This window comes from Pseudoxanthomonas sp. JBR18, assembly GCF_028198165.1.
Lineage (GTDB): Bacteria > Pseudomonadota > Gammaproteobacteria > Xanthomonadales > Xanthomonadaceae > Pseudoxanthomonas_A.
Genome location: NZ_CP116339.1, coordinates 2,652,265 through 2,675,260, shown reverse-complemented (window position 1 = coordinate 2,675,260; position 22,996 = coordinate 2,652,265). Strand labels below are relative to the sequence as shown.

The window sequence follows — 22,996 nt, the reverse complement described above, 5'->3', positions numbered from 1 at the left end:
CTGCCCGCCAAGGTGAAACTGGTGGAGATGGGCGCGCGCGATGGCCTGCAGAACGAGCCCGGCACCGTCACCACGCAGACCAAGCTGGACCTGATCGCGCGCCTGGCCGAGGCTGGCCTGCGCCACATCGAGGCCACGGCCTTCGTCTCGCCCAAGTGGGTGCCGCAGATGGCCGACCACGACGCGGTGATGCGCGGCGTGCCACGTCGGCCAGGCGTCGTGTATTCGGCGCTCACGCCCAACCTGCGCGGGTTCCAGGCCGCCCAGGCGGCCGGCGCGGACGAGGTCGCGGTGTTCGCCGCCGCCTCCGAGGCCTTCTCGCAGAAGAACATCAACTGCTCGATAGCCCAGAGCCTGGCGCGTTTCGAAGAGGTCACCCGCGCCGCACAGGACGCCGGCGTCCCGGTGCGCGGCTATGTCTCCTGCGTGCTGGGCTGCCCCTACGCTGGCGATATCGCGCCCAGCGCGGTGGCCGAGGTGGCCGCCGCCCTGCACGCGATGGGTTGCCACGAGATTTCGCTGGGCGACACCATCGGCGTGGGCACGCCCGGCAAGACCCAGGCAATGCTGGAAGCGGTGATGGCCCGCGTACCGGTCGAACGCCTGGCCGGCCACTTCCACGACACCTGGGGCCAGGCCCTGGCCAACGTCCACGCGGCCCTGCAACTGGGCGTGGCGACCTTCGACAGCTCGGTGGCCGGGCTGGGCGGCTGCCCGTACGCGCCTGGCGCGGCCGGCAACGTGGCCAGCGAGGACTTGCTCTACCTGCTGGACGGGCTGGGCATCGAGACCGGCGTGGATCTACATCGGCTGGCGGCTGCCGGCAGCTTCATCAGCCACGCGCTGGGCCGGCCCAGCCGCTCCAAGGTGGCCCAGGCGCTGGCCGGACAGGGCCTGGGTTGAATCCCGGATACGCAAAGGCCGCGCAGTGCGCGGCCTTCGCGTCGACCTCAGTGCGGCCCGACTCAGACGTTGAAGCGGAAGTGCAGCACGTCGCCTTCCTGCACCTTGTACTCCTTGCCCTCCAGGCGCAGGCGCCCGGCTTCCTTGGCACCGGCCTCGCCCTTGTACTTGATGAAGTCGTCGTAGCCGATGGTCTCGGCGCGGATGAAGCCCTTCTCAAAGTCGGTGTGGATGACCGCCGCGGCCTTGGGCGCGGTCGCGCCGGCCTTGACCGTCCACGCGCGGACTTCCTGCACGCCGGCGGTGAAGTAGGTCTGCAGGCCCAGCAGCTGGTAGGCGGCACGGATCACGCGGTTCAGGCCGGGCTCGTCCAGGCCCAGGTCGGTCAGGAAGGCATCGCGGTCGGCATCGTCCAGCTGCGAGAGCTCTTCCTCGATGGCGGCCGAAACCGGCACCACCTGCGCGCCCTCCTTCTCGGCGCGGGCGCGCACCGCGTCCAGATGCGGGTTGTTCTCGAAACCGTCCTCCAGCACGTTGGCGATGTACATCACCGGCTTGAGGGTCAGCAGGAACAGGTCGCGCACCAGCGCCTTTTCTTCCTCGTCCAGGCCAGCGCCGCGTCCGGGGATGCCGTCGTCCAGCGCCTTGCGCAGCTTCTCCAGCACCGGCTTGCGCGCGATGGCCTCCTTGTCGCCGCCCTTGGCGCTGCGCTCGGCGCGGTTGAGCGCCTTCTCCACGCTGTCCAGGTCGGCCAGCGCCAGTTCGGTGTCGATGGTCTCGATGTCCGAGATCGGGTCGACCTTGTTGTTGACGTGGATCACGTCGTCGTTCTCGAAGCAGCGCACCACGTGGGTGATCGCATCGACCTCGCGGATGTGCGCCAGGAACTTGTTGCCCAGGCCTTCACCGCTGGCCGCACCGGCGACCAGGCCGGCGATGTCGACAAATTCCACCGCCGTGGGCACGACCCGCTGCGGCTTGACGATCTCCGACAGCGCGCCCAGGCGCGGGTCCGGCACCGGCACGATGCCCACGTTGGGCTCGATGGTGCAGAACGGGAAGTTGGCCGCGGCGATGCCCGCCTTGGTCAGCGCATTGAAGAGGGTCGACTTGCCGACGTTCGGCAGGCCCACGATGCCGCATTTGATGCCCATGTCTTGCTCACTCCTGCAACCGCAATCCGGTAAGCGCCAGCGGACTGTGCCCAGTCCGCTGGCGGCTGCCGGCTCACGCCTTGATGCTGTTGAGGCGTTTCATCGCCTCGTTGAAATCGCCGGCCACTGCCAGGGGCAGCACGTCCAGCGCGTCGTCGATCGCACGCCCGATCAGGATCTCATCGTCCGCACTGGGTCGGCCCAGCACCCAGCCGGTGACCTTGTCCTTGTGGCCGGGATGGCCAATGCCGATGCGCAGCCGGCCAAAGCGCCCGTGTCCCAGCAATTTCATCGTGTCGCGCAGGCCGTTCTGGCCGCCATGGCCGCCGTCGAACTTCAGCCGGGCGATCCCCGGCGGCATGTCCAGCTCGTCGTGGGCGATCAGCGCCTGCTCGGGTTCGATCTTCCAAAACCGCAGCGCCGCGGCGACCGACTTGCCCGAGAGGTTCATGAAGGTGGCAGGCTTGAGCAGCCGTACCGTCTGCCCGCCGAGGCTGGCCTGGGCGGTCTCGCCGAACAGCTTGGCATCCACGGCGAACCGCGCGCCCAGCTGCAGCGCGAGGGTGTCGACAAAACGGAACCCGGCATTGTGCCGGGTCCGCAGGTGTTCGGGTCCGGGGTTGCCCAGCCCGACGATGAGACGCACGCCTTCCATCGAAGGTTCGCCAGACCACCGGGACAGGCCTGCGGCCCGTCCCGGCGCGTCCGGTTACTCGGCGTCCTTGGCGCCGTCGTCGGCGACCTTGGCGGCCGGCACGTCGGTGCTGCCTTCCTCGCCCTCGGCCGACTCGTCCTCGACCTTGACGTGCTTGGCGATGACCACGGCCACGTCGTGCTCCTTGCCCAGCTTCAGCTCGGGGATCTCGACGCCCTTGGGCAGCTTCAGCTCGGACAGGTGGACCACGTCGCCCAGGGCCAGCTTGGCCAGGTCGATCTCGATGAACTCCGGCAGGTCCGACGGCAGGCACTCGACCACGACTTCGTTGAGTTCGTGGGTGATGACCACGTCGGAGGACTTGCCGGCCGGCGAGGTGTCCTGGTTGAGGAAGTGCAGCGGCACGGCGGTGCGCAGCGTCTCCTTGTCGTTCACGCGCTGGAAGTCCAGGTGCATGATCTGCTGCTTGAACGGATGGCGCTGCATGTCACGCAGCAGGACCTTCTGCACTTCGCCGTTGAGGCTCAGGTCCAGGATCGACGAGTAGAACCAGTCGTGCTGGCTGGCGGTCCAGACTTCGTTGTGGTTCAGCGAGATGCTGACCGGCTTGAGGTCGCCACCGTAGACGATGGCGGGGACGCGACCGGCGTGACGCAGGCGGCGGCTCGCACCCTTCCCCTCGTCCTCGCGGCGCTCCACGTTGATTTCATGTGTCGTAGCCATGTTGATTCACTTCTTTGGTTGGTAGACCGCCTCGCGGCGGCGATGCGACTCCCCCGCGACCAGGAGAGCCGTATTGCGGCAGGCGATGGAGGATTCCCCCGCCCGCCGGAATGCTTAGTCCACGTAGAGCGAACTGACCGATTCGCCGAAGGCGATGCGGCGGATGGTCTCGGCCAGCATGCTGGCCACCGAGAGCTGACGGATCTTGCTGCAGCCGCGGGCCGCATCGGACAGCGGGATGGTGTCGGTGACCACCAGCTCGTCGAGCACGGACTTGTTGAGGTTGTCCACGGCCGGGCCGGACAGCACCGGGTGGGTGCAGTAGGCGGCGACCTTGGTCGCGCCCCGGTCCTTGAGCGCGGCCGCGGCGGCGCACAGGGTGCCGGCCGTGTCGACGATGTCATCGACCATCACGCATTCCTTGCCTTCCACGTCGCCGATAATGTTCATCACGGTGGAGACGTTGGCGCGCGGGCGGCGCTTGTCGATGATCGCCAGGTCCGCATCGTCCAGGCGCTTGGCGATGGCGCGGGCGCGGACCACGCCGCCCACGTCCGGCGAGACGACCATCATCCGGTCGGTGCCGTAGGCGCGCCAGATGTCGGCCAGCAGCAGCGGCGATGCGTAGACGTTGTCCACCGGGATGTCGAAGAAGCCCTGGATCTGGTCGGCATGCAGGTCCACGGTCAGCACACGGTCGGCGCTGACGGCGCTGAACATCTTGGCGGCGACCTTGGCGGTGATCGGCACGCGCGAGGAGCGCAGACGACGGTCCTGGCGCGAATAGCCGAAATACGGCACCACGGCGGTCACGCTGGCGGCGCTGGCGCGCTTGAGCGCGTCGATCAGCACCAGCAGTTCCATCAGGTTCTCGGCCGTGGGCGCGCAGGTGGGCTGCACCACGAACACTTCCTGGCGGCGGACGTTCTCCTCGATCTCCACCTGCACTTCGCCGTCGGAGAAGCGCGAGACCATCGCCTTGCCCGGGCGCACGCCCAGTTCGCGACAGATGCTCTTGGCCAGCGGCTTGTTGGCGTTGCCGGAGAAGACCAGCAGGCTGCGTTCGTCTTGCACGGGGGGTTCTCGATGACTGCGGTGGAACGTCTTGAATCGGCGGCGGCACACGAACGACGGGCTGGCTGGGGCGGCAGGATTCGAACCTGCGAAATGCCGGGATCAAAACCCGGTGCCTTAGGCCTCTTGGCGACGCCCCAGTAAAACATCAGTCCGCGTCCTGCACTTTCCCTTCCAGCGCGTCCAGCAGGGGCGAACGCGCCGCCCCGGCCACCACCCAGCCCTGCTGGTTCGCAGGCAGCAGCGCCAATCCGGCCTGGGCGGCCTGAAGGCTTGCGAACTCCACGAAACAGCCGCTGCCCGTCCCCGTCAGTCGTGGCGTCCCGATGCTGGACAAGGCCTGGAACGCCGCCTCGATGGCAGGTTCCCGGCGACGCAGCACCGGCTCGAACACGTTGTCGGGCACAGATCCGGAAAGGAAGTCCGCTATTTTCACGGGTGGGGCATTGCGCGTCAAATCCGGCGCACCGAACAGCTTGGCCGTGGCCACGTGGACGCCCGGGTCGACCAGCACATACCAGGCCGGGGCCAGGTCCAGGGGCGTCAGCCGCTCACCCACCCCCTCGGCCCAGGCGTTGCGCCCGCGCACGAAGACCGGCACATCCGCGCCCAGCGCCAGGCCCAGCGTGGCCAGTGTGTCCTCGCCCAGATCCAGCCCCCACAGGCGGTCCAGCACCCGCAGGACCGTCGCCGCATCGGAGGACCCGCCGCCAAATCCGCCACCGGCAGGAATTTCCTTTTCGACGCAGATATCGGCACCAAGCGCGCATTTTGCGTGTTTCTGCAGCAGGATCGCAGCACGCACAAGCAGATCGTCCGCCTCCGCCACGCCGGGAACGGAGGCGCCGACGCGGGTGATGCGCCCGTCCTCACGGGCCCGGATTCCGACCCGGTCGCCCCAGTCCAGCAGGCGGAAGGCGCTCTGCAGGTCGTGATAGCCATCCTCGCGGCGGCCGATGATGCGCAGGCACAGGTTGAGCTTGGCCGGTGCCGGCCACCACGACCAGCCGCCCGGCATGGCATTGGCGCTCATGGCGTCGCCGCGCCGGCAGGCTGCCAGGCATCGATGATCAGGCGCACGCGCGAGTCGCCGCGCTCGGCCTCGATCCGCGAGGGCAACGCCGGAACATCGGCGCCCGCGGGCTGCCAGGCGGTGTAGGCAATGCGCCAACCGGACTGTTCCAGCAACGCGGGCAGGCCATCGGCGCCGTACTGAAGATCGCCGGGCGCGGGCCCAGGCGCGGCCTGGCCACGGATCCAATAGGCCAGCGCCTGCACCGGGATTTCCCAGCCAGTGGCCGCCAACAGCAGTTGGCCGGCATCGGCGCCGCGCAGCGGCCCTCCGTCCAGGCCTTCGAGCAGCACGCCCTGCCCGTCGCCGGTCAGGCGCCAGCTCTGCCGGGTGACCGGCGCGCTGAGCGACACATCGAACTGGGCGCCGCGCTGGCGCCAGTCGATGCGACCGCTGCCACCCTTGTCGGCGCGCCGGATCGCGACCCGCCCTTCCAGCGCCCAGTCCGGATGCGCCTGCAGCCAGCGCTCGCGCGCGGCCTGGTTCGCGGCGGCGGCGGCCGGATCCGCGGGGCCTGCGGCCGGCGCGGTCGGACGGGGACCCAGCGTGGTGCAGCCGGCCAGCAACATCGCCAGCGCCAGGCTGGCGGCGGTTTTCAGCGAGGACTTCATGCGCCGGTCTTCTCCAGCGCGCGCTGCAGCGAGCGGTTCTGCGGGTCGAGCTTGCGCGCCTCGTCGAAATAGCGTCGGGCTTCATCGTGCTGGCCGCGCTCCCACAGCAGCTGGCCCAGGTGGGCGGCGATCTCCGGATCCTTCATCAAGGTGTAGGCCCGGCGCAGCTGCACCAGGGCTTCGTCCTTGCGGCCCAGGCGATAGAGCACCCAGCCATAGCTGTCGATGATCGCCGGCTCGTCCGGCTCGGCCGCGCGGGCCCGGTCGATCAGCTCCAGGGCCTCCTTGTAGCGCTCGGTCCGGTCGGCCAGGGTGTACCCCAGCGCGTTGAGCGCAGCGGTATTGGTGGGATCGGTGACCAGGACCCGGCGCAGGTCGGCCTCGGCACGGTCGATGCGGTCGCGCCGCTCCCATGCCAGGCCGCGCGCGTAAAGCAGATTGGTGTCGTCCGGATAGGCGGCCAGGCCGCGCGCCAGGGCGTCCAGTTCTCCGGCGTCATCGCCCTCCTTCTGGCGCAGCTCGGCCTCCAGCAGATAGGCGTCGCGGCGCGCGGGCTCATCCACCGAGGCATCGGCCTGCAGCGCGTGGACGCGATCGAACGCGTCCTGCTTGCGCCCCAGCGCGTATAGCGTATTGGCCGCGCGCAGGCGCGCTTCCACCTTCTGCTCGCCTTCGCCCACGCCCTGGTACCAGTCCAGCGCCTGCTGCGGACGCTTGAGGTATTCGGCGATCTGGCCCAGCAGGAGCCGCTGCGCCGGGTCGCGCACCTGCGCGTCATCCGCCCCGCCGGCCTCCTTGTAAAGCGCACCCAGGCCGGCGGTGTCCTCGGCCTTGGCCAACAACGAAGCCCGCAGGCCGTAGGTGCGGGTGTCCTGCGGACCATTGGCCAGGGCGGCGGCGGCCTGCGCGGGCAGGCCCAGGGCGTCGAATTCGGAGGCGATGCCCAGGCGCATGTTGGCGTCCTGGGTGGCGCCGGGCTCCAACCCGTCCAGCACCTGGCGGGCCTCGTCGGTGCGCCCGGCCTGGCGCAGCTGACTGGCATGCAGCAGGGCCACGCGCGGATTGACCGGGAACCGGGCGATCACCTGCCCCACGATGCGCTCGGCCAGGGCGGGCTGCTGCAGCGACTGGGCCAGTCCGCCGAACGCCAGCCACACGTTGAGCTCATTGGGCAGGGCCTGGTCATCCAGCAGCCGGCCCAGCACACGCGCCGACAGCGCCGGATCGCGCCCGCCGCTGCCCAGCGCAGTCAGCGCATAGCGCCACGCCTGGGGATCGGGGTCGCGCAGGAGGGATTCAAGCTCGCGGCGGGCGGCCCGCTCGCGCCCCTGACGCAGGGACAGGGTGGCCTCGGCCGCCCGCATCGCCAGCGATTCGGGCGCGCGACGCTTCCACAGCTTCAGCGCCCGGGCCGCGCGCGCATCGTCGTTGGCCAGCAGCGAGATCCGCGTGGCGAGCTCGGCCAGACCGGTGTCCTCGCTGGCCTCCGCTGCCTCCAAGTACAGCTGGGAAGCCTCCGGGAGCTTGCCGGCCTGCAGGGCGAATTCCCCCGCCATGACCGGCTCCAGCACGCTCGAAGTCGTCGTTTCCGCCTTGGCCGGTTGCCGGGCCTGGAGGGCCGGGACTGACGCAAAACCGGCAACCAGCAGCACCAACGACGGAACGAAACGCATCTTTGCGGGCATTAGGGGGAACCGGGCCGTAAAATGGGGGGATCAAACAGCCAGCAGCTTAGCGCAAGCCCTAAAAGATGACGTTGTGGGTCCTTGGACTGAACCATCAGACCGCGCCGGTCAGCCTGCGTGAGCGGGTGGCCTTTGCCGGCGATGCGCTGCCCGAGGCGCTGGCCGCCCTGCGCGCGCTGCCGCAGGTGAGTGAAGCGGCGCTGCTGTCCACCTGCAACCGCACCGAGCTTTACGCGATGGCCGAGGACGCCACGCCGCTGGTGCAGTGGCTGGCCACCCATGGCGAAGGGCTGGACGGCTACCTGTATCGCCACCGCGACGCCGAGGCGGTGCGCCACCTGTTCCGGGTCGCCACCGGACTGGATTCGATGGTCCTGGGCGAGCCGCAGATCCTGGGCCAGGTCAAGGACGCCTGGGCGCTGGCGCGCGAGCATCACGCGCTGGGCAGCGGCCTGGATCGTCTGTTCCAACAGGCTTTCTCGGTGGCCAAGCGGGCCCGCACCGATACCCGCGTGGGCGCCAACCCGGTGTCGGTGGCCTCCACCGCCGTGCGCCTGGCGCAGAACTCCTTCGCCCGCCTCAGCGACTCGACCGTCCTGCTGGTCGGCGCCGGCGAAACCATCGAACTGGCCGCCAGGCACCTGAGCGAAGGCAAGGTCCGGCGCCTGCTGGTGGCCAACCGCACCCTGGCCCATGCCCAGGAACTGGCCAGCCGCCACGGTGGGGTGGCCCTGCCCCTGACCGAACTGGACCGCCACCTGGCCGAGGCCGACGTCGTGTTCTCGGCCACCGCCGCACGAGAGCCGGTCATCAACCGCGCCCAGGTCGTCGAGGCATTGGCGCGGCGCAAACACAAGCCGATGATGCTGTTCGACCTGGCCGTACCGCGCGACATCGAGGCCAGCGTGGCCGAGCTGGCCGACGCCTACCTGTATACGGTGGACGACCTGGAGCGCGCGGTGGAGGAAAACCGCCGCGGTCGCCGCCAGGCCGCCGACGAGGCCGAGACCATCATCGACCTGCAGGTGGCGCGCTTCGTCGAGACCCTGCAGGCCGGCAGCCGCCAGGCCCCGCTCAAACGCCTGCGCGCCTACGGCGACGCCACCCGCCAGGAGGTCCTGGAGAAGGCCCAGGCCCAGCTGACCCAAGGCCGCGACCCGGCCGAAGTCCTGGAATTCCTGGCCCACACCCTGACCAACCGCCTGCTGCATCCACCCACCGCCGCACTGCGCGAAGCGGCGTTGTCCGGCGATACCGACCTGACCCGCGCTGCCGAACGGATGTTCCCGGCCAAGGCGCCCTACTCCCACGCCAAGTTGCCCGATGACGCCGACCCTGCGCCGTAAGCTGGAGGCGCTGGCAGAGCGCCGTGAGGAACTCGAACGCCTGCTCGCCGATCCCGAGGTTGCCAGCGACAACGAGCGCTTCCGCAACCTCTCGCGCGAGTTCGCCCAGCTCGAGCCGCTCGCCACCGCGTTGGCGGCCGAGGCCCAGGCCCGCGCCGACCTGGCCGCCGCGCAGGCCATGCGCGAGGACCCGGAGCTGCGCGAACTGGCCGAGGAAGAGATCACCAGCGCCCAGGCACGGCTGAGCGAACTGGACGAGGCCCTGATGTTGCTGCTGGTCCCGCACGACCCGCGCGACGAGGGCAACCTGTTTCTGGAAGTCCGCGCCGGCACCGGTGGCGACGAAGCGGCGATCTTCGCCGGCGACCTGTTCCGCATGTATGCGCGCTACGCCGAGCGCCAGGGCTGGAAGGTCGAAGTCGAATCGGACAGCCCCGGCGAACACGGCGGCTACAAGGAAGTGGTGGCGCGCATCGTCGGCCGCGGCGCCTATTCCAGGCTGAAGTTCGAATCGGGCACCCATCGCGTGCAGCGCGTGCCGGCCACCGAATCGCAGGGCCGCATCCACACCTCCGCCGCGACGGTGGCGATCATCCCGGAGGCCGACGAGGTCGAGGAGATCGTGATCAATCCAGCCGACCTGAAGGTCGACACCTTCCGCTCCTCCGGCGCGGGCGGGCAGCACGTCAACAAGACCGACTCGGCCATCCGCATCACCCACATCCCGACCGGCGTGGTGGTCGAGTGCCAGACCGAGCGCAGCCAGCATGCCAACCGCGACAAGGCCATGAAGCGGCTCAAGGCGCAGCTGCTGGACGCCGAACGCAGCCGCCAGGCCGCCGCCGAAGCCCAGACCCGCAAGCTGCAGGTCGGCAGCGGCGACCGCAGCCAGCGCATCCGCACCTACAACTTCCCGCAGGGCCGGATCACCGACCACCGCGTCGAGGGCCTGACCCTGTACGACTTGCCCAACATCATCGAAGGCGGCATGGACGACCTGATCGGCCGCCTGGTGCACGAACACCAGGCCGATGAGTTGGCGCGATTGGCTGCGGGCTGATTCGCCCAGTTTTTCGTTGACCTAGCGCCAGCCCACCTTGCGCGCGGCCTGTTCGCCCTTTGCATCCAGCGCTTCGCCGGCGATGCGCGCATCCACCGCGTCGAGCACCGCAGCAGGCAGCGGCGAAGCCGCTTGGCGCATCGGTCCCTGCGCGAGCTCTTCCTCGTGCGCGAGCACCGGCAACGACCAACCCTGCCCATCGCGACAGGCCAGGCCGGCGGTCCTGGCCGAAGCCATGCTGAAAGCGCGGCAGTAGCGCCCCCCCTGGTCGCGGAAGCTCAGCGCCACCTGCACCCTGCCAGCGCGATCGACGGACAGCTGGTCGTCCAGCGCCGCGGCCAGCTCACCCCGTGCGTGCAGCCCGTCGCTGCACTGCACCCAATCTGCCTCACGGGGGCCCCGCAGCCATGGCAGCGCGATCACCGCCAGCACGATGCCGGCGGCCAGCGCGCCGAGGTGGGTCCATACCGTGCGCGCCCGCCTCCGTGGCGCGAACGCCACGACATGACCCGGGGCCGTCGTTGCCTCGCTCGCGTCCGCCTTCGATGCGGCCCCGGTGCCGAGCACCCCCTGCAGCAACGCATCGGGCACGGGTGCTTGCGCCGCTGCCGCATGCGAGGTGCGCAGGCGGGCATCCAGGCGACGCTGGCGCGCGATCCGCGCGGCCAGTTCCGCGTCGCGTGCCATCGCAGCGTCGACCTGCGCGACGCCTTGCGCATCCAGTTCACCGTCCAGGTAGGCCATCAGGGTCGCTTCGTCGATCGTCATGTCGCTGCTCCAGGTTCGTCGCCCAGCAGGGCCTGCAACGCCTCGCGGCCGCGTGCCAGCCGGCTGGTGAGGGTGCCGATCGGGATGTCCAGGACCTGTGCCGCCTCGCGGTAAGCCAAGCCTTCCACCAGCACCAACGCGATGGCGCTGCGCTGCTCCTCGGGCAAACGCGCCATCGCCGCCTCGACCGACAGGCGCACCGCGTGTGCCTCGACGGTCGTCACGCCGACCCGTTCACCCAGTTCGGCATCGGCGAACACCTCCTGCCCGCGCCGGCGCGACCGCACCTCGTCGATCCAGGCGTTGCGCACGATGCGATACAGCCACGGATCCAGCGGCTGGGCCGGATCCCACTGCGCCGCCCGCGCCAACGCGCGCTCGGCGGCGACCTGAAGCAGGTCGTCGGCATCGTGCCGCGTCCCGGCCAGGTGGTGGGCGTAACGGCGCAGTTTCGGCAGCCGCTCGCACAGCGCCTGGCGGAAGGACGGGGTCGCCGCGTCATGCTTCATGGGAGGTATACGTTCGGGAAGCCAGATTGCTTCCATGGCAGGCACACCATGTTGTACACCGATGCGACGCACCCAGGGCGGCGCGATCCTAGCGCAAGCCGCCGCCCTTGCGGCGTGCCTGGTCCTGGCGCCGGCGGCGCACGCGCAACTGCAGCCTCTTCAGCCCCCGCAGCAGGCCACCGCGCCGATCACCCGGGGCCTGACCCAGACGGTCGATCCGCTATTGCGCGATACCACCACGACCATCGACCGCACCCTGACCCGCGCACGCATGCTGGCCCAACGCCAGCTGTTGCGCCAGCATCGCGATGCACTGGATACCGATGCCAACGACAACGTCGTCGTGCGCGGCCAGGTGCTGGCGCTGGCGCCCACCCCCGAGGCCCTGGAACTTGCACGCCGGGCCGGCTTTACCGTCGAGCCTCCGCACCACCTGGACACCCTGGGCCTGGACGTGGTGTCGCTGCATGCCCCGCCCGGCGTGTCCACGCGCGAGGCGGTGGACACGCTGCGCCGGCTGGATCCGTCCGGCAGCTACGACTACGACCATCTCTATGCACAGGGCGGCGCAGCGGAGCCGACCCGGGGCGTGGCCGCGACGCCGGCACCCCAGGCTGGAACGCCGTGGCGAGTCGGTCTGGTCGACAGCGGCGTGGACGCCAACCATCCCGCGCTGGCGGGTGCGCAGATCCAGCAATGGGGCTGCGACGACCAGCCGCACCCGGACCTGCATGGCACGGCCGTGGCCTCGCTGCTGGTCGGCAATGGCCGGCACGCCCACCCCGGGGTGCACCTATTCGCGGCCGATGTGTACTGCGGCACGCCGACCGGGGGCAATGCGCTGGACGTGGCAAAGGCGCTGGCCTGGCTGGTACAGCAGCGGGTGCGCGTGGTGAACCTCAGCCTGGTTGGCCCGGACAATGCGTTGCTCAAGCGCGCGGTGGCTGCGGCGCTCGGGCGCGGCATGGTGGTGGTCGCCGCGGTCGGCAACGACGGACCCGCCGCGCCGCCACTGTTTCCCGCGGCTTATCCTCGGGTGATCGGCGTGACCGCAGTGGACCCGCGCGATCGCGTCCTGCCCGAGGCCGGGCGTGGCGCGCAAGTGGACTTGGCTGCGGTCGGCGCGCAGGTCCAAGCCGCCGCGCCGGGGGGCGGATACCGACGCATGCGCGGCACTTCGTTCGCCGCGCCACACGTGGCCGCACTCGCCGCCCAAGCCCTGGCCGCGCGCCCTGAGCAAGATGCCGACGCCCTGCTCGATGCCCTGTCGGCGCATGCGCGCGATCTTGGCGCCCCCGGCCCGGACCCGATCTACGGCCGCGGGTTGGTGCCGGACACGCCGGATGAACAGGCGGCAACACGCTAGGGGCACCGGGAAGAAACGTGCACCTCCAGGCGTAGGACTCTTTGAAGGCAGCGGATTTCCCGCGCCAACGAGGAGACATCCCATGCGTCACACCACGCTGAAGTTGGCCACCGCCGCGATCGTGCTTGCTCTGGGCAGCACCGGCACCTCGGCCCAGGTCCTTGGCGGCCTGGGCGGCCAGGTGGGCGGCGCCATCGGCGGTGCCGGCAACATCGGCGGCCAGATCGGCGGCGTCGGCCCGTCCATGGGCGGCATCGGCAACACGATCGACACCACTCGTGGCATGGCCGGCGATCGTCTGCAGCAGAGTCGCACCCGTGCCGAACGCGCCGCCCAGCGCGCCAAGGAGCGCGCGGCGGCGACCACCGCGTCGGTGGCCAGCCAGACGCAGGGGCTGGGCCAGCAGGTGCAGACGCTCGGCAACGCCGCCGGCTCGGCCGCCTCGGTGACCGGCGATGCCCGTGGCACCGGCAACGCCGCAGGCAGCGCGTCCAACGGCGACCTGAGCGGCGCGCTCAACGGGGCCGGCAACGCGGCAGGTTCGGCCGCCGTCGATACCAGCGGGGTGACGGGCGCCGCCCAGTCCACCGCCAGCCAGACCGCCGACACGGCCCGCACGGGCTCCACCCAGGCCGCGCAGGGGGCACGCAACGCGGCCAGCCGCGTGCGCGACACGGCGCAGACAGTCGCCGCCCGCACCCAGAGCGGCGTGCAGAACACTGCCAGCCGGGCCGGTGCCGCCGCATCCCAGGTCGGTAACAGCGCCTCATCGGCCAGCGGCAGCGGCTCCGCTTCCGGTAGCGCGAGCGGCAACGGCACGCTGGGCGACACCACCGGCACCGGTACCACGTCGGGCCATGCCAGCGGCAGCGCCTCGCGCAGTGGTGCGAATGCCTCGATCGGCGGCTCGGCCGATGGCTCGGCCAGCACCGACACCCAGCCGTAAGCGGCTTGGCTGATACACCGGCGCCGGCCGCCTTCGGAAGGCCGGCGCCGCTCTATCGAGCCGGTGCGTTGAAGCCTCACGGCCCAGCGCTTAGGCTGACGGGATGAGCCATGCCGACACCCTGATTCCCCTGCGCCTGTGCGTGCTGACCGTCTCGGACACCCGCACCCTGGCCAACGACACTTCCGGCGACTACCTGGTGGGCGCGCTCACCGAGGCCGGCCACCTGGTCCGCGACCGCACGCTGGTCAAGGACGACATCTACCGGATGCGCGCCATCGTCGCGGCCTGGATCGCCGATGACGAAGTCGACGGCATCCTGGTCACTGGGGGCACCGGCTTCACCGGCCGCGATTCCACGCCAGAGGCGGTGCTGCCCCTGCTGGACAAGCAGATGCCGGGCTTCGGCGAGCTGTTCCGCGCGGTCAGCGTGGAGGAGATCGGCACCTCCTCGCTGCAGTCCCGCGCGTTTGCCGGGCTGGCCAACCAGACCTTCGTGTTCTGCCTGCCAGGCTCGACCTCGGCCTGCCGCACGGCCTGGGAGAAGATCATCTCGGCCCAGCTGGACGCGCGCACCCGCCCCTGCAATCTCGCCACGCTGCGCCCACGCCTGAAGGAGTAGAACGGGCGTCCATCTCCCCCAAAGGCGTGTGGATCGATGGGCAAGAAACTCAAGCGCAAGGACTACGAGCAGGAACTCGAGCCCCTGCAACTGCAATTGGTGAACCTCTCGCGCTGGCTACTGCGCACCGGCAAGCGCGTGGTGGTGCTCTTCGAAGGCCGCGATACCGCCGGCAAGGGCGGCGCGATCAGCGCCATCCGCGAGCACCTCAATCCCCGCCAGTGCAAGGTCGTGGCGCTCCCCAAGCCCAGCGACCGCGAAGCTACGCAGTGGTACTTCCAGCGCTACGTCCACCAGTTGCCCGCCGCTGGCGAGATCGTCCTGATGGACCGCAGCTGGTACAACCGCGCCGGCGTTGAACGGGTCATGGGGTACTGCACGCCCGACCAGTACACGACCTTCCTGCAGCAGACACCGATCTTCGAGCGGCTGTTGATCGATGACGGCATCCTGCTGTTCAAGTACTGGCTGACCGTGGACCAGGCCCAGCAGGAGGAACGCTTCGCCGAACGGCTGGACAACCCGCTCAAGCGCTGGAAACTCTCGCCGGTGGACGTGGAAGCGCGCACCCAGTACCAGGCCTATACCGACGCGCGCGAGGCCATGCTCGCGGCGACCCACACTCACCACGCGCCCTGGACCCTGGTGGACTTCAACGACCAGAAGCGCGGCCGCCTGGCCCTGATCCGCGACCTGCTCTCGCGCCTGCCCGATACCACCGTCCCGCCCCCGGACCTGGAACTTCCCGCGCTCGAGCACAAGCCGCTCAAGGAGTCGTTCACCCTGTTGAAGCCGATCTCTAACGTCAGCGACCAGGACTGAAACATGCTGCAAACACCATACAAGCCCGCGTGACATGTGCCGGCAATTGGGATGACGTGAAGATGCCAACCTGTCATTATGCCGTTCAAGTGGCACGCCCTGACCGTGCCAAACGTCATCATGGCTCCGACCGTCTCCCCCCCCACGCCCGCCTGTATCCGTCTGATCACCCGTGACAACGGAGTTGGCCTGCGGCGCGACCTGGACACCATGGCCCGCGCTCTTTCCGGTGCGCAGCTGGAAAGCGAAGCACTGACTTTTGGCGATACTCGACTGTTCAACAACCTGCTTCAGGCCGGAACCCGTCTGAAGTCAGCCTTGACCGGCCCCGTGGATATCCAGATATTTCTGGAGCGGGTCTACCGCGGCTGCCTGCCCGCGGCGCGGCGAAACGTGCTGGTCCCCAATCCGGAGTGGATGCGGGACAAGTGGATACCGCTGCTGCCGCAATTCGAGCGCGTGCTGTGCAAGACCCGCCATGCCGAACGGGTGTTCGCGCAGTTGGGCTGCAACACGCGCTATATCGGCTTCACCAGCGAGGAACGATTTGACGCCTGCGTCCCGCGGCAGCGCGCGTTCCTACACGTGGCAGGGCGCAGCACCGCCAAGGGCACCGACGCCGTGTTCCAGGCCTGGCTGCGGCATCCGGAATGGCCCACGCTCACCGTTGTGCAGTCGCGCGACGTGCCGCAGGTGCAGGCGCCCAACATCGTCCACCGTCTCGACTATCTGGACGATGCCGAACTGCGCCAGCTGCAGAATGCGCACCAGTTCCATCTCTGCCCGTCCGAGGCAGAGGGCTTTGGCCATTATCTGGTCGAAGCCCTGAGCACCTCGGCGGTGGTCATCACCACCGATGGGGAGCCCATGAACGAGTTGGTCACCCCCGAGCGCGGCCTGCTGCTGGCACCGGCTGCGCAGCGCCCGATGGCGCTGGGAACCCGCTACCAGGTGGACGTGGCGGCCATCGAGAACGCCGTCGAACGCGCCCTGGCCCTGGATGCAGAGGCTTGCGCGACGCTAGGAGCGGCGGCGCGCCGCTTCTTCCTGGACAACGATGCCGCCTTCCCGGAGCGACTGACCCAGGCCTTGCAGCCTCAACTGGAGACCAGCCTGCCGGCACGACGACGCGTGGGGGCGCGCCTGATGGCGGCCCTGCTGCCCGGCCAAGGCGCCGGCTGAATCCACGCACGTCTCAGCCGGTGACGAACCCCGGCGGCACCGACTCGGTCCACGTCTGACGCACCACCTCGGTTACGCTGGCGGTCGCTGGGCCCTCGTGCAGCCAGTCAGCTAACGTGTCCAGCGCCGCAGCCGATCCGCAGGCGATCACCTCCACCCGGCCATCGGGCAGATTGCACGCACTGCCGTCGAGCCCCAATGCCAGCGCACGTTCGCGCGTGGAGGCACGGAAGAACACCCCCTGCACCCTTCCGCTGACCAAGAAGCGGGCCGCGACCCTGCTCATTGCCTCGCGCCCTGCCCGGTCCCGGCCGATCCGGCGTCGACCACGTGTTGGATGTCCTCCGGCGTCACCGGCCCCACGAAGCGCTCGGCCACCTTGCCCTGCGGATCCAGCAGGTAAGTCGTCGGCAGGCCCTCCGGCGGAGGGAACGCCTCGGGCGGCGCATACACATCCACCAGCGCGATCGGATAGCCCACCGGGTGCTGCTTGAGGAACGCCTTCAAGGCATCGGGTGCGATGTCGTCATAGGCCAGGCCCAGGACTTCGATGTCCTCGCGCTGCGCATCCATCTTCGACAGGGCGGGCATCTCGGCCAGGCAGGGGTGGCACCAGGTCGCCCAGAAATTCACCACCAGCCACTTGCCCCGATGGGCGGCCACATCGAATTCGGCACCGTCGGTCGTGACGACCTTCAGGTCGACCGGCGTCGCCGGGTCCGGCGTGTGTTCCGACGCCGCGGCAGGCGCCGCATCGGCCGCGGGCGCCGAGGAGGACTGCGGGTCGGACGCGGATGGGGCCTGTTGCTGGCAGCCGGCCATCGCCAGCCAGGCCAGCGTCAACAGGGTGGAAGCAGTGAATCGCGGGAAACGGATCAAGAGCGCGGCTCCGACACAGGGGGATACAGGGCGCCGGCACGATGGCGCAGCAGGTCGCGGACCGGCAGGCGGATGCGGTCGAGGGCTTCGCGCGCGGCCTGGCCCAAGGCATCGTCCTGGCAGGGCAGATGCGCTTCGGCGATGGGCACGCGCAGCTGGCAGGCCTCGTAGAGTTCGGCGAGCGAGGTGCTTTCCAGGTCACGCGCCAGCAGCCACTCGCCGTCCTCGGTACAGCGCAGCAGCTTGATGCGCGAAAGCTGCTCGAGGAACTCCTGCACCAGCGAATCGGTCAGCATCGGCTCGAGCTGCAGGATCTTGTCATCGCTCAACCCCCGGCCTTCTGCGCGTGCCTCGTGGAAGCGCCCCAGCAGCCGCAGCAGTCCGTAGATCTCAAAGCCCTGTGGCAGGCGCATCGACTCGGGCTGGTAACGGAAGGCCGACATTGAGGCCGCCAGGGAGGCGCCCAGCAGGATCGAACCCCAGCTCAGATAGATCCACAGCATCAGGATCGGCGCTACGGCCGCCACGCCATAGACGCGGGTATAGGAACCGAAACTGGACAGATACAGGCCCATGCCCCACTTGATCAGCTCCAGGCCGATGGTCGCCAGCAGGGCGCCGGCAAACGCGTAGCGCCAGTGGATCGACCGGTGCGGGACCACCCGGTAGATCACCGCGATGGCGCACAGCTCGATCATCACCGGCGCCAGGGCCAGGGCGATCGAGGCGATCTGCCGCCCCTGTTCGGTCTTGAACAAGGGCAGCGCGAACACCCGCGCGGTGATCGCCAGCGAGGCTGCCGACAGCAGCGCGCCCAGCGTGAGCACCGTCCAGTACATGACAAAGCGTCCCAGCCGCGGCCGCGAGCCGGACACGCGCCAGATCCGGTTGAACGCGGCCTCCACGCTGTTGAGCGTGATCAGCAGCGAGACCACCAGCGCGATCACACCTGCCACGGTCAGATCGCGCGCGGCCTCCGAGAACTGCCGCAGATAGCCTTCGGCCGCGCGCGCGGCGCTCGGCACGAAGTTGGAGAAGATGTAGTCACTCAGCGTGTCGCTCCACTGGGCAAATCCCGGGAACGCCGAGAGCACACCGAATACCACCATTGCCAGCGGCACCAGCGCGAACATCGTCGTATAGGCCAGCGCCGCGGCGGTCTGGAACAGACGGTCGTCCCAGAAGCGCTTGAGCAGGAACTGGGAGAACGCCGCCACCCGCGCACGGTCGCGCACGTTCTCGTTCCAGCGTTGCAGGGTGTGGGACACGGACATCGGCGCAAGGGTAACCGAAGCGCCGTGGGGCGACAGGCAAGCGCCATGGACCGATACTGGCGCCCCCGTTGATGCATGGACACCCTGCCCGATGCCCGAGATCCTGGTCCTGTACTACAGCCGCGGCGGCTCGGTCGCGCGCCTGGCGCGCCAGCTGGCACGCGGCATCGGGGAAGTCCAGGGCATGTCCGCCCGTCTGCGCAGCGTGCCGCCGGTGGCCGCCGTCACCCAGACCAGTGCGCCCCCCGTTCCCGAGGACGGCGCGCCCTACGTCGAGCCTAACGACCTGGTCGAATGCATCGGCCTGGCGATCGGCAGCCCCACCCGCTTCGGCAACATGGCCGCGCCGATGAAGTACTTCATCGACTCGCTCGGCGCCGAATGGGCCAGCGGCACGCTGGTGGACAAGCCCGCGGCCGTGTTCACCTCCACTGCCACCCAGCACGGCGGCCAGGAGGCCACGCTGCTGTCGATGCAGGTGCCGTTGCTGCACCACGGCTGTGTGATCGTCGGCATTCCCTACACCGAGCCGCTGCTGAGCACCACGCGCACCGGCGGCACGCCCTACGGCGCCAGCCACGTGGCCGGTGGCGAGGATGATCCGCAGCCCAGCGAAGAAGAAGCCGCGCTGGCCCGTGCCCTGGGCCGGCGCCTGGCTCGGGTCGCGCAGCGCCTGGCGCTGGCATCGTGACCCGGGTTCCCCGCCCCGGGCTAGCCATCGCGCTCCTGCTTCTTTCGGCGCTGTTCGGCTGGTGGTTCCGCGACGATCGCCATGTCATCGCCACGCTCGTGGTCTTCACCCTGCCGCCGCTGCTGCTGGCCATCGGCGCACGGCTGGGGCGCCCGCTGGCGGTGTTCTGGTCCGGCGTGCTGGCGCTGGGCTGGTTCAGCCACGGCGTGATGACCGCCTGGTCGCATCCGGAGGTGCGCTTGTATGGCTGGCTGGAACTGCTGCTGGCGCTGGTCATCGTCTTCGCGTCCAGCTGGCGTGGGCTGCGCGGGCGCTTCGCACGCAAGGCTGGGGCTGCGCGTGGCACCCGCGTAGAATCCGCGCCCGACGACTCCTCGCCGTAACCAGGTCCAGGCCCGTGAACCCTCTTTCCAAGCCGATGGATGAGCTGCTGGTGGTCACCACCGGCGGCACCATCGACAAGATCTATTTCGACGACAAGTCCGACTACCAGGTGGGCGAGCCGCAGATCGGCCGCATCCTGAAGGAACTGGGCGTGGCGTTCCGTTTCACTGTGATCCCGATCATCCGCAAGGATTCCCTGCACATCAACGACGCCGACCGCGAGTTGCTGCGCGCCACCATCGCCGCCCAGCCGGCACGCCATGTGCTGATCACCCATGGCACCGACTCGATGGTCGCCACCGCGCAGACGTTGTCGACGCTGGAAGACCGCGTGATCGTGCTGACCGGCGCACTCAATCCGGCGGGCTTCCGCGGCTCGGATGCGGAGTTCAACATCGGCTGCGCGGTCGGTGCGGTGCAGTCGGCACCGGAGGGCGTGTGGATCGCCATGAACGGCCGCATCTGGGACCCGCGGCACGTGCGCAAGAACGTCGCGGCCAACCGCTTCGAAGCGGCCTGAGTGCCGCCTGGCGCGCAGTGACTGCAAGGGCCCGGTCCGGGCCAGGGCTTTGCTTCGGTCGATGAAAACCAAGCGACCCGGCAGGCCATCCCTGTCTGCCAGGTCGCGCACTGGCTTTACTGCGGAAGCTCCGGGCGAACCTCCTGTCCCGCGCATCCGCTGCGCGCTGCCCGCGAGCTTCGCCCCTGCGCTTAGAAGGTGACGCTCCAGCTGTTGATGTAGCCCGTGTCGCCGCTGGCGTTGTCGTTGACGCGCAGCTTCCAGGCACCGTTCAGGGCTTCGCTGGACAGGTTCACGGTATAGGTCTTGTTGATGTTGTCGGCGCTGCCGCCGCTACGATTGTGCAGCACGTACACGCTGCCATCCGGTGCCAGCAGATCGACCTTCAGGTCCCCGATGTAGGTGTGCACGATGTTCACCGCCACCGGCACGCTGGACCCGGCGTTACCACTGCGCCCGGACACGTTGATGGTGCTGGTGACCGTGGCGTTGTCGCTGATCGCCACATCGCTGGTGTTGCTGTAGGCCTGGGAGGAACCTCCACCGCTGCCACCGGCGGTGTAGCTCCCGCTGAGGCTGAGGCCGGAGAACGTCGAGTACGCCTTGACGCGCACGTAGTAGGTGCCGGCCGAGGGGCTGGCGATGGTGCAGGTTTCGGCGTTGCCCGTCTTGTAAGGCCGGCAGTCGTAGCTGCTGTCGGTCGGTGCACTGCCGAACTTGACGTACAGGTCCGCGTCACCGGAGCCGCCGGAGGTGGTGAACACCAGGTTCGACGCGCCAGCGGGCACGGTCATCGTGTAGTTGAGCGAATTGCCGCTGCTGGCCGCCAGCCCGGTCTTGGGCGTGCCGTTGGTCAGCGTGGTGCCGGTATCGCCACCACCGTCGTCCCCGCCGCCGCCACCGGCGGCATCGACCGCCGCGCGTGCCTGCAGGATGCCTGTACCGATCGACTGCGAGGGTGTGGACGGGAAGGCGCGCGCACTGCTCTTGATGATCGATTCGACCTGGGCCGGAGTCAGCGCCGGGTTGGCCACCGACTGCATCAAGGCCACCACGCCGGCCACGTGCGGAGTCGCCATCGAGGTGCCGCTGTAGGACGCGTAGGTCTCCGAGCCCGGCGAGGTCGTACCACTGTTGAGCGTGGACAGGATGCCCGAGCCCGGCGCGGCGATGTCCACCAGCGAGCCGTAGTTGGAGTAGCTGGCGCGCGCGCCGCTGCTGGTGGTGGCGCCCACGGCGATGACGTTGTTGCAGTTGGCCGGGCTGGCGTTGGAGACGTTGGTGTTGTCGTTGCCCGCCGCGATCACCAGCGTGGTCCCACGCGAGACCGCGCCGTTGATGGCCGCCTGGGTGGTGCTGCCGCACGCCCCACTGCCACCCAGGCTGAGGTTGATGGCCTCGGCCGGATACGGGTTGGCCGGCACGCCGCTGACCGTGCCGCCGGAGGCCCAGATGATCGCGTCGGCAATATCCGAGTCATAGCCACCGCACTTGCCCAGCACGCGCACCGGAACCACCTTGGCCCCATACGCCACGCCGGCCACGCCCTTGTTGTTGTTGGTCACCGCCGCGATGGTGCCGGCCACGTGGGTGCCATGCCAGCTGGAGTTGGACGCGCCGATGCCGCTGCCGCATTCGTTGGCCGCATAGGCATCGCCTGGGTCGGACGGGTCCGAGTCGCGCCCGTCGCCGTCGTTGGACACGAAGGTATCCACGATGAAGTCGTAGCCCGGCAGGATGTTGGCGTTGAGGTCCGAGTGCGAAGTGATGCCGGTATCGAGCACCGCCACCACCGCCCCGCTGCCGTTGGTGACGTCCCAGGCGCTGGTCGCGTACATGCCGCCGGTGCCGGTGCCGAAGTCCCACTGCTGGCTGAAATTAGTATCGTTGGGCGTCAGGTACGCATGGTTGAGCTTGTCGACCTCGACGTATTCCACGTTGGGATCGGCGGCGATCTGGCGCATCAGGGTTTCGGCTTCCACCTTGTCCAGCTTGCGGTCCGTGGTGACCACGTCCGAGCCCACCGCCGTGCGGCGCAGGTGGTTCAGGCCCAGGGCCCGTCCTTTCGCGCTGGGAACCGCGCGCGCGGCGCTGCCCAGGGCCTGCTTCATCGACGCGGCGCTGGCCTGCTCGCTGCTGCCGTCGCGGTACTTCACGATGAAACGGTCGAAGCTGTGCTGCTCGGGTGACTGCAGGCCGCTCAGGTTGACGCGGTCGGCCGCCATGGCGGGCACCGCGCCCAGGGCGGAGATCGCCACCACGGTGGCGAGGGCCAGTGAATGCAGGCGCAGGCGGCGCTTGGAGACTTCGGACATCAGGATTCCCTCTGGGTGAATTGACCCGCTTCTTGCGGGAAAAGACCGGCGATCGCCCTCGAATCCATCGAGGCCGTTGCATGCACTGCGTTGCGATCTCCGGGGGATGACGGCCCGGCGTCGCGCCGAACCTGAGCCGAACCTAACCGAGCCGACAGGACCTGGACAGGTCTCACAGGACGGTTTGTGACGAAATATGTCACCACTTTCTAAAATCGAGACAGCCATCACGTCAAAAAATGGCCTGAGCCGACTTCTCCGATGTCCGGATCGCGCCCTGAATACGTTTCCCGGGACAGGTCTTTGCTGTCGCAGCATCGCTGGCGCACCGGACAAGGCTCCAGGCGCCGTCCGCCAACGAGCGCCACGTGGGCGGGCCGACACAAAACAGGCCGGGCGGATGACCCGCCCGGCCTGCTCACGCATTCAACTTTG

The 22,996-nt window shown here is 69.2% G+C and carries 23 protein-coding genes, 1 tRNA gene and 2 pseudogenes; 11 read left to right on the top strand and 15 right to left on the bottom strand.

From position 1 onward, the window contains the following. The gene (locus tag PJ250_RS12020) at positions 1-903 is read left to right on the top strand and encodes a hydroxymethylglutaryl-CoA lyase (RefSeq protein ID WP_271648618.1); all 903 of its coding nucleotides are present in this window, start codon (positions 1-3) and stop codon (positions 901-903) included. Positions 904-965: 62 nt separating this feature from the next. Here PJ250_RS12020 and ychF read toward each other — a convergent pair whose 3' ends face one another. The 8 genes from ychF to PJ250_RS11980 form a co-directional block, all read right to left on the bottom strand. Continuing rightward, positions 966-2,057 (bottom strand): redox-regulated ATPase YchF, encoded by a 1,092-nt coding sequence (ychF, locus tag PJ250_RS12015; RefSeq protein ID WP_271644787.1) that lies wholly within the window; start codon positions 2,055-2,057, stop codon positions 966-968. Positions 2,058-2,130: 73 nt separating this feature from the next. Then, positions 2,131-2,712, bottom strand: a complete 582-nt coding sequence (gene pth / locus PJ250_RS12010) for an aminoacyl-tRNA hydrolase (protein WP_271644786.1) — start codon at positions 2,710-2,712, stop codon at positions 2,131-2,133. A 54-nt stretch (positions 2,713-2,766) separates the two neighbouring features. Further along, positions 2,767-3,435, bottom strand: a complete 669-nt coding sequence (locus PJ250_RS12005) for a 50S ribosomal protein L25/general stress protein Ctc (RefSeq protein ID WP_271644785.1) — start codon at positions 3,433-3,435, stop codon at positions 2,767-2,769. A 114-nt stretch (positions 3,436-3,549) separates the two neighbouring features. Next, the gene (locus PJ250_RS12000) at positions 3,550-4,509 is read right to left on the bottom strand and encodes a ribose-phosphate diphosphokinase (protein WP_271644784.1); all 960 of its coding nucleotides are present in this window, start codon (positions 4,507-4,509) and stop codon (positions 3,550-3,552) included. 62 nt (positions 4,510-4,571) lie between these two features. After that, positions 4,572-4,649: transfer RNA gene (locus tag PJ250_RS11995), tRNA-Gln, on the bottom strand. Positions 4,650-4,657: 8 nt separating this feature from the next. Next, the gene (gene ispE / locus PJ250_RS11990) at positions 4,658-5,542 is read right to left on the bottom strand and encodes a 4-(cytidine 5'-diphospho)-2-C-methyl-D-erythritol kinase (protein ID WP_271644783.1); all 885 of its coding nucleotides are present in this window, start codon (positions 5,540-5,542) and stop codon (positions 4,658-4,660) included. Then, positions 5,539-6,192 (bottom strand): lipoprotein insertase outer membrane protein LolB, encoded by a 654-nt coding sequence (gene lolB / locus PJ250_RS11985; protein ID WP_271644782.1) that lies wholly within the window; start codon positions 6,190-6,192, stop codon positions 5,539-5,541. The genes ispE and lolB overlap by 4 nt, the downstream gene beginning before the upstream one ends. Continuing rightward, entirely contained in the window at positions 6,189-7,877 is a 1,689-nt protein-coding gene (locus PJ250_RS11980; protein ID WP_271644781.1) for a tetratricopeptide repeat protein, read from the bottom strand. Before PJ250_RS11980 ends, lolB begins: the two co-directional genes overlap by 4 nt. A gap of 65 nt (positions 7,878-7,942) precedes the next feature. On the opposite strand from PJ250_RS11980, the gene hemA reads away from it, so the two are divergent. After that, positions 7,943-9,223 (top strand): glutamyl-tRNA reductase, encoded by a 1,281-nt coding sequence (gene hemA / locus PJ250_RS11975; protein WP_271644780.1) that lies wholly within the window; start codon positions 7,943-7,945, stop codon positions 9,221-9,223. Then, a complete protein-coding gene (gene prfA / locus PJ250_RS11970) occupies positions 9,201-10,283 on the top strand; it encodes a peptide chain release factor 1 (protein ID WP_271644779.1) in 1,083 nt (360 codons plus the stop codon). The genes hemA and prfA overlap by 23 nt, the downstream gene beginning before the upstream one ends. 21 nt (positions 10,284-10,304) lie before the next feature. On the opposite strand, the gene PJ250_RS11965 is transcribed toward prfA, so the two are convergent. After that, positions 10,305-11,051 (bottom strand): anti-sigma factor family protein, encoded by a 747-nt coding sequence (locus PJ250_RS11965; protein ID WP_271644778.1) that lies wholly within the window; start codon positions 11,049-11,051, stop codon positions 10,305-10,307. After that, positions 11,048-11,560: an RNA polymerase sigma factor gene (locus tag PJ250_RS11960; protein ID WP_271644777.1), complete on the bottom strand. Its 513-nt coding sequence runs from the start codon at positions 11,558-11,560 to the stop codon at positions 11,048-11,050. The genes PJ250_RS11965 and PJ250_RS11960 overlap by 4 nt, the downstream gene beginning before the upstream one ends. A 61-nt stretch (positions 11,561-11,621) precedes the next feature. Here PJ250_RS11960 and PJ250_RS11955 point away from each other — a divergent pair, with 61 nt between their 5' ends. The 5 genes from PJ250_RS11955 (at position 11,622) to PJ250_RS11935 (ending at position 16,498) form a co-directional block, all read left to right on the top strand. Further along, a complete protein-coding gene (locus tag PJ250_RS11955) occupies positions 11,622-12,926 on the top strand; it encodes a S8 family serine peptidase (RefSeq protein ID WP_271644776.1) in 1,305 nt (434 codons plus the stop codon). A gap of 82 nt (positions 12,927-13,008) precedes the next feature. After that, positions 13,009-13,872: a hypothetical protein gene (locus PJ250_RS11950; RefSeq protein ID WP_271644775.1), complete on the top strand. Its 864-nt coding sequence runs from the start codon at positions 13,009-13,011 to the stop codon at positions 13,870-13,872. 103 nt (positions 13,873-13,975) lie between these two features. Beyond that, a complete protein-coding gene (moaB, locus tag PJ250_RS11945) occupies positions 13,976-14,494 on the top strand; it encodes a molybdenum cofactor biosynthesis protein B (RefSeq protein WP_271644774.1) in 519 nt (172 codons plus the stop codon). Between the two features lie 36 nt (positions 14,495-14,530). Then, positions 14,531-15,316, top strand: a complete 786-nt coding sequence (gene ppk2 / locus PJ250_RS11940) for a polyphosphate kinase 2 (RefSeq protein WP_271644773.1) — start codon at positions 14,531-14,533, stop codon at positions 15,314-15,316. 120 nt (positions 15,317-15,436) lie between these two features. Continuing rightward, positions 15,437-16,498, top strand: coding sequence for a glycosyltransferase (locus PJ250_RS11935; protein WP_271644772.1), 1,062 nt, complete (start codon positions 15,437-15,439; stop codon positions 16,496-16,498). Between the two features lie 13 nt (positions 16,499-16,511). Here the strand turns inward: PJ250_RS11935 and PJ250_RS11930 are convergent, their stop codons facing one another. Genes PJ250_RS11930 through PJ250_RS11920 form a run of 3 tightly spaced genes read right to left on the bottom strand, consistent with a single transcriptional unit; the run spans position 16,512 to position 18,651 of the window. Then, complete coding sequence (locus PJ250_RS11930) at positions 16,512-16,784, bottom strand: acylphosphatase (protein ID WP_271644771.1); 273 nt, start codon at positions 16,782-16,784, stop codon at positions 16,512-16,514. Beyond that, a complete protein-coding gene (locus tag PJ250_RS11925) occupies positions 16,781-17,320 on the bottom strand; it encodes a TlpA family protein disulfide reductase (protein ID WP_271648617.1) in 540 nt (179 codons plus the stop codon). The genes PJ250_RS11930 and PJ250_RS11925 overlap by 4 nt, the downstream gene beginning before the upstream one ends. 53 nt (positions 17,321-17,373) lie before the next feature. Continuing rightward, positions 17,374-18,651, bottom strand: a complete 1,278-nt coding sequence (locus PJ250_RS11920) for a YihY family inner membrane protein (RefSeq protein ID WP_271644770.1) — start codon at positions 18,649-18,651, stop codon at positions 17,374-17,376. Between the two features lie 91 nt (positions 18,652-18,742). On the opposite strand from PJ250_RS11920, the gene wrbA reads away from it, so the two are divergent. From wrbA to PJ250_RS11905, 3 genes are read left to right on the top strand one after another with little or no spacing between them, the layout of a single operon-like run. Further along, positions 18,743-19,342 (top strand): NAD(P)H:quinone oxidoreductase, encoded by a 600-nt coding sequence (wrbA, locus tag PJ250_RS11915; protein WP_271644769.1) that lies wholly within the window; start codon positions 18,743-18,745, stop codon positions 19,340-19,342. Continuing rightward, a complete protein-coding gene (locus tag PJ250_RS11910; RefSeq protein WP_271644768.1) occupies positions 19,339-19,725 on the top strand; it encodes a DUF2069 domain-containing protein in 387 nt (128 codons plus the stop codon). Before wrbA ends, PJ250_RS11910 begins: the two co-directional genes overlap by 4 nt. A 35-nt stretch (positions 19,726-19,760) precedes the next feature. Then, positions 19,761-20,246 (top strand): asparaginase domain-containing protein, encoded by a 486-nt coding sequence (locus tag PJ250_RS11905; RefSeq protein WP_271648616.1) that lies wholly within the window; start codon positions 19,761-19,763, stop codon positions 20,244-20,246. Positions 20,247-20,437: 191 nt separating this feature from the next. Here the strand turns inward: PJ250_RS11905 and PJ250_RS11900 are convergent. Together PJ250_RS11900 and PJ250_RS11895 are read right to left on the bottom strand one after the other, a co-directional pair. Then, positions 20,438-20,668, bottom strand: a pseudogene (locus tag PJ250_RS11900) (proprotein convertase P-domain-containing protein); the annotation flags it as partial. Positions 20,669-20,806: 138 nt separating this feature from the next. Continuing rightward, positions 20,807-22,561: pseudogene (locus PJ250_RS11895) on the bottom strand (S8 family peptidase); the annotation flags it as partial. Positions 22,562-22,996: the final 435 nt, after the last annotated feature.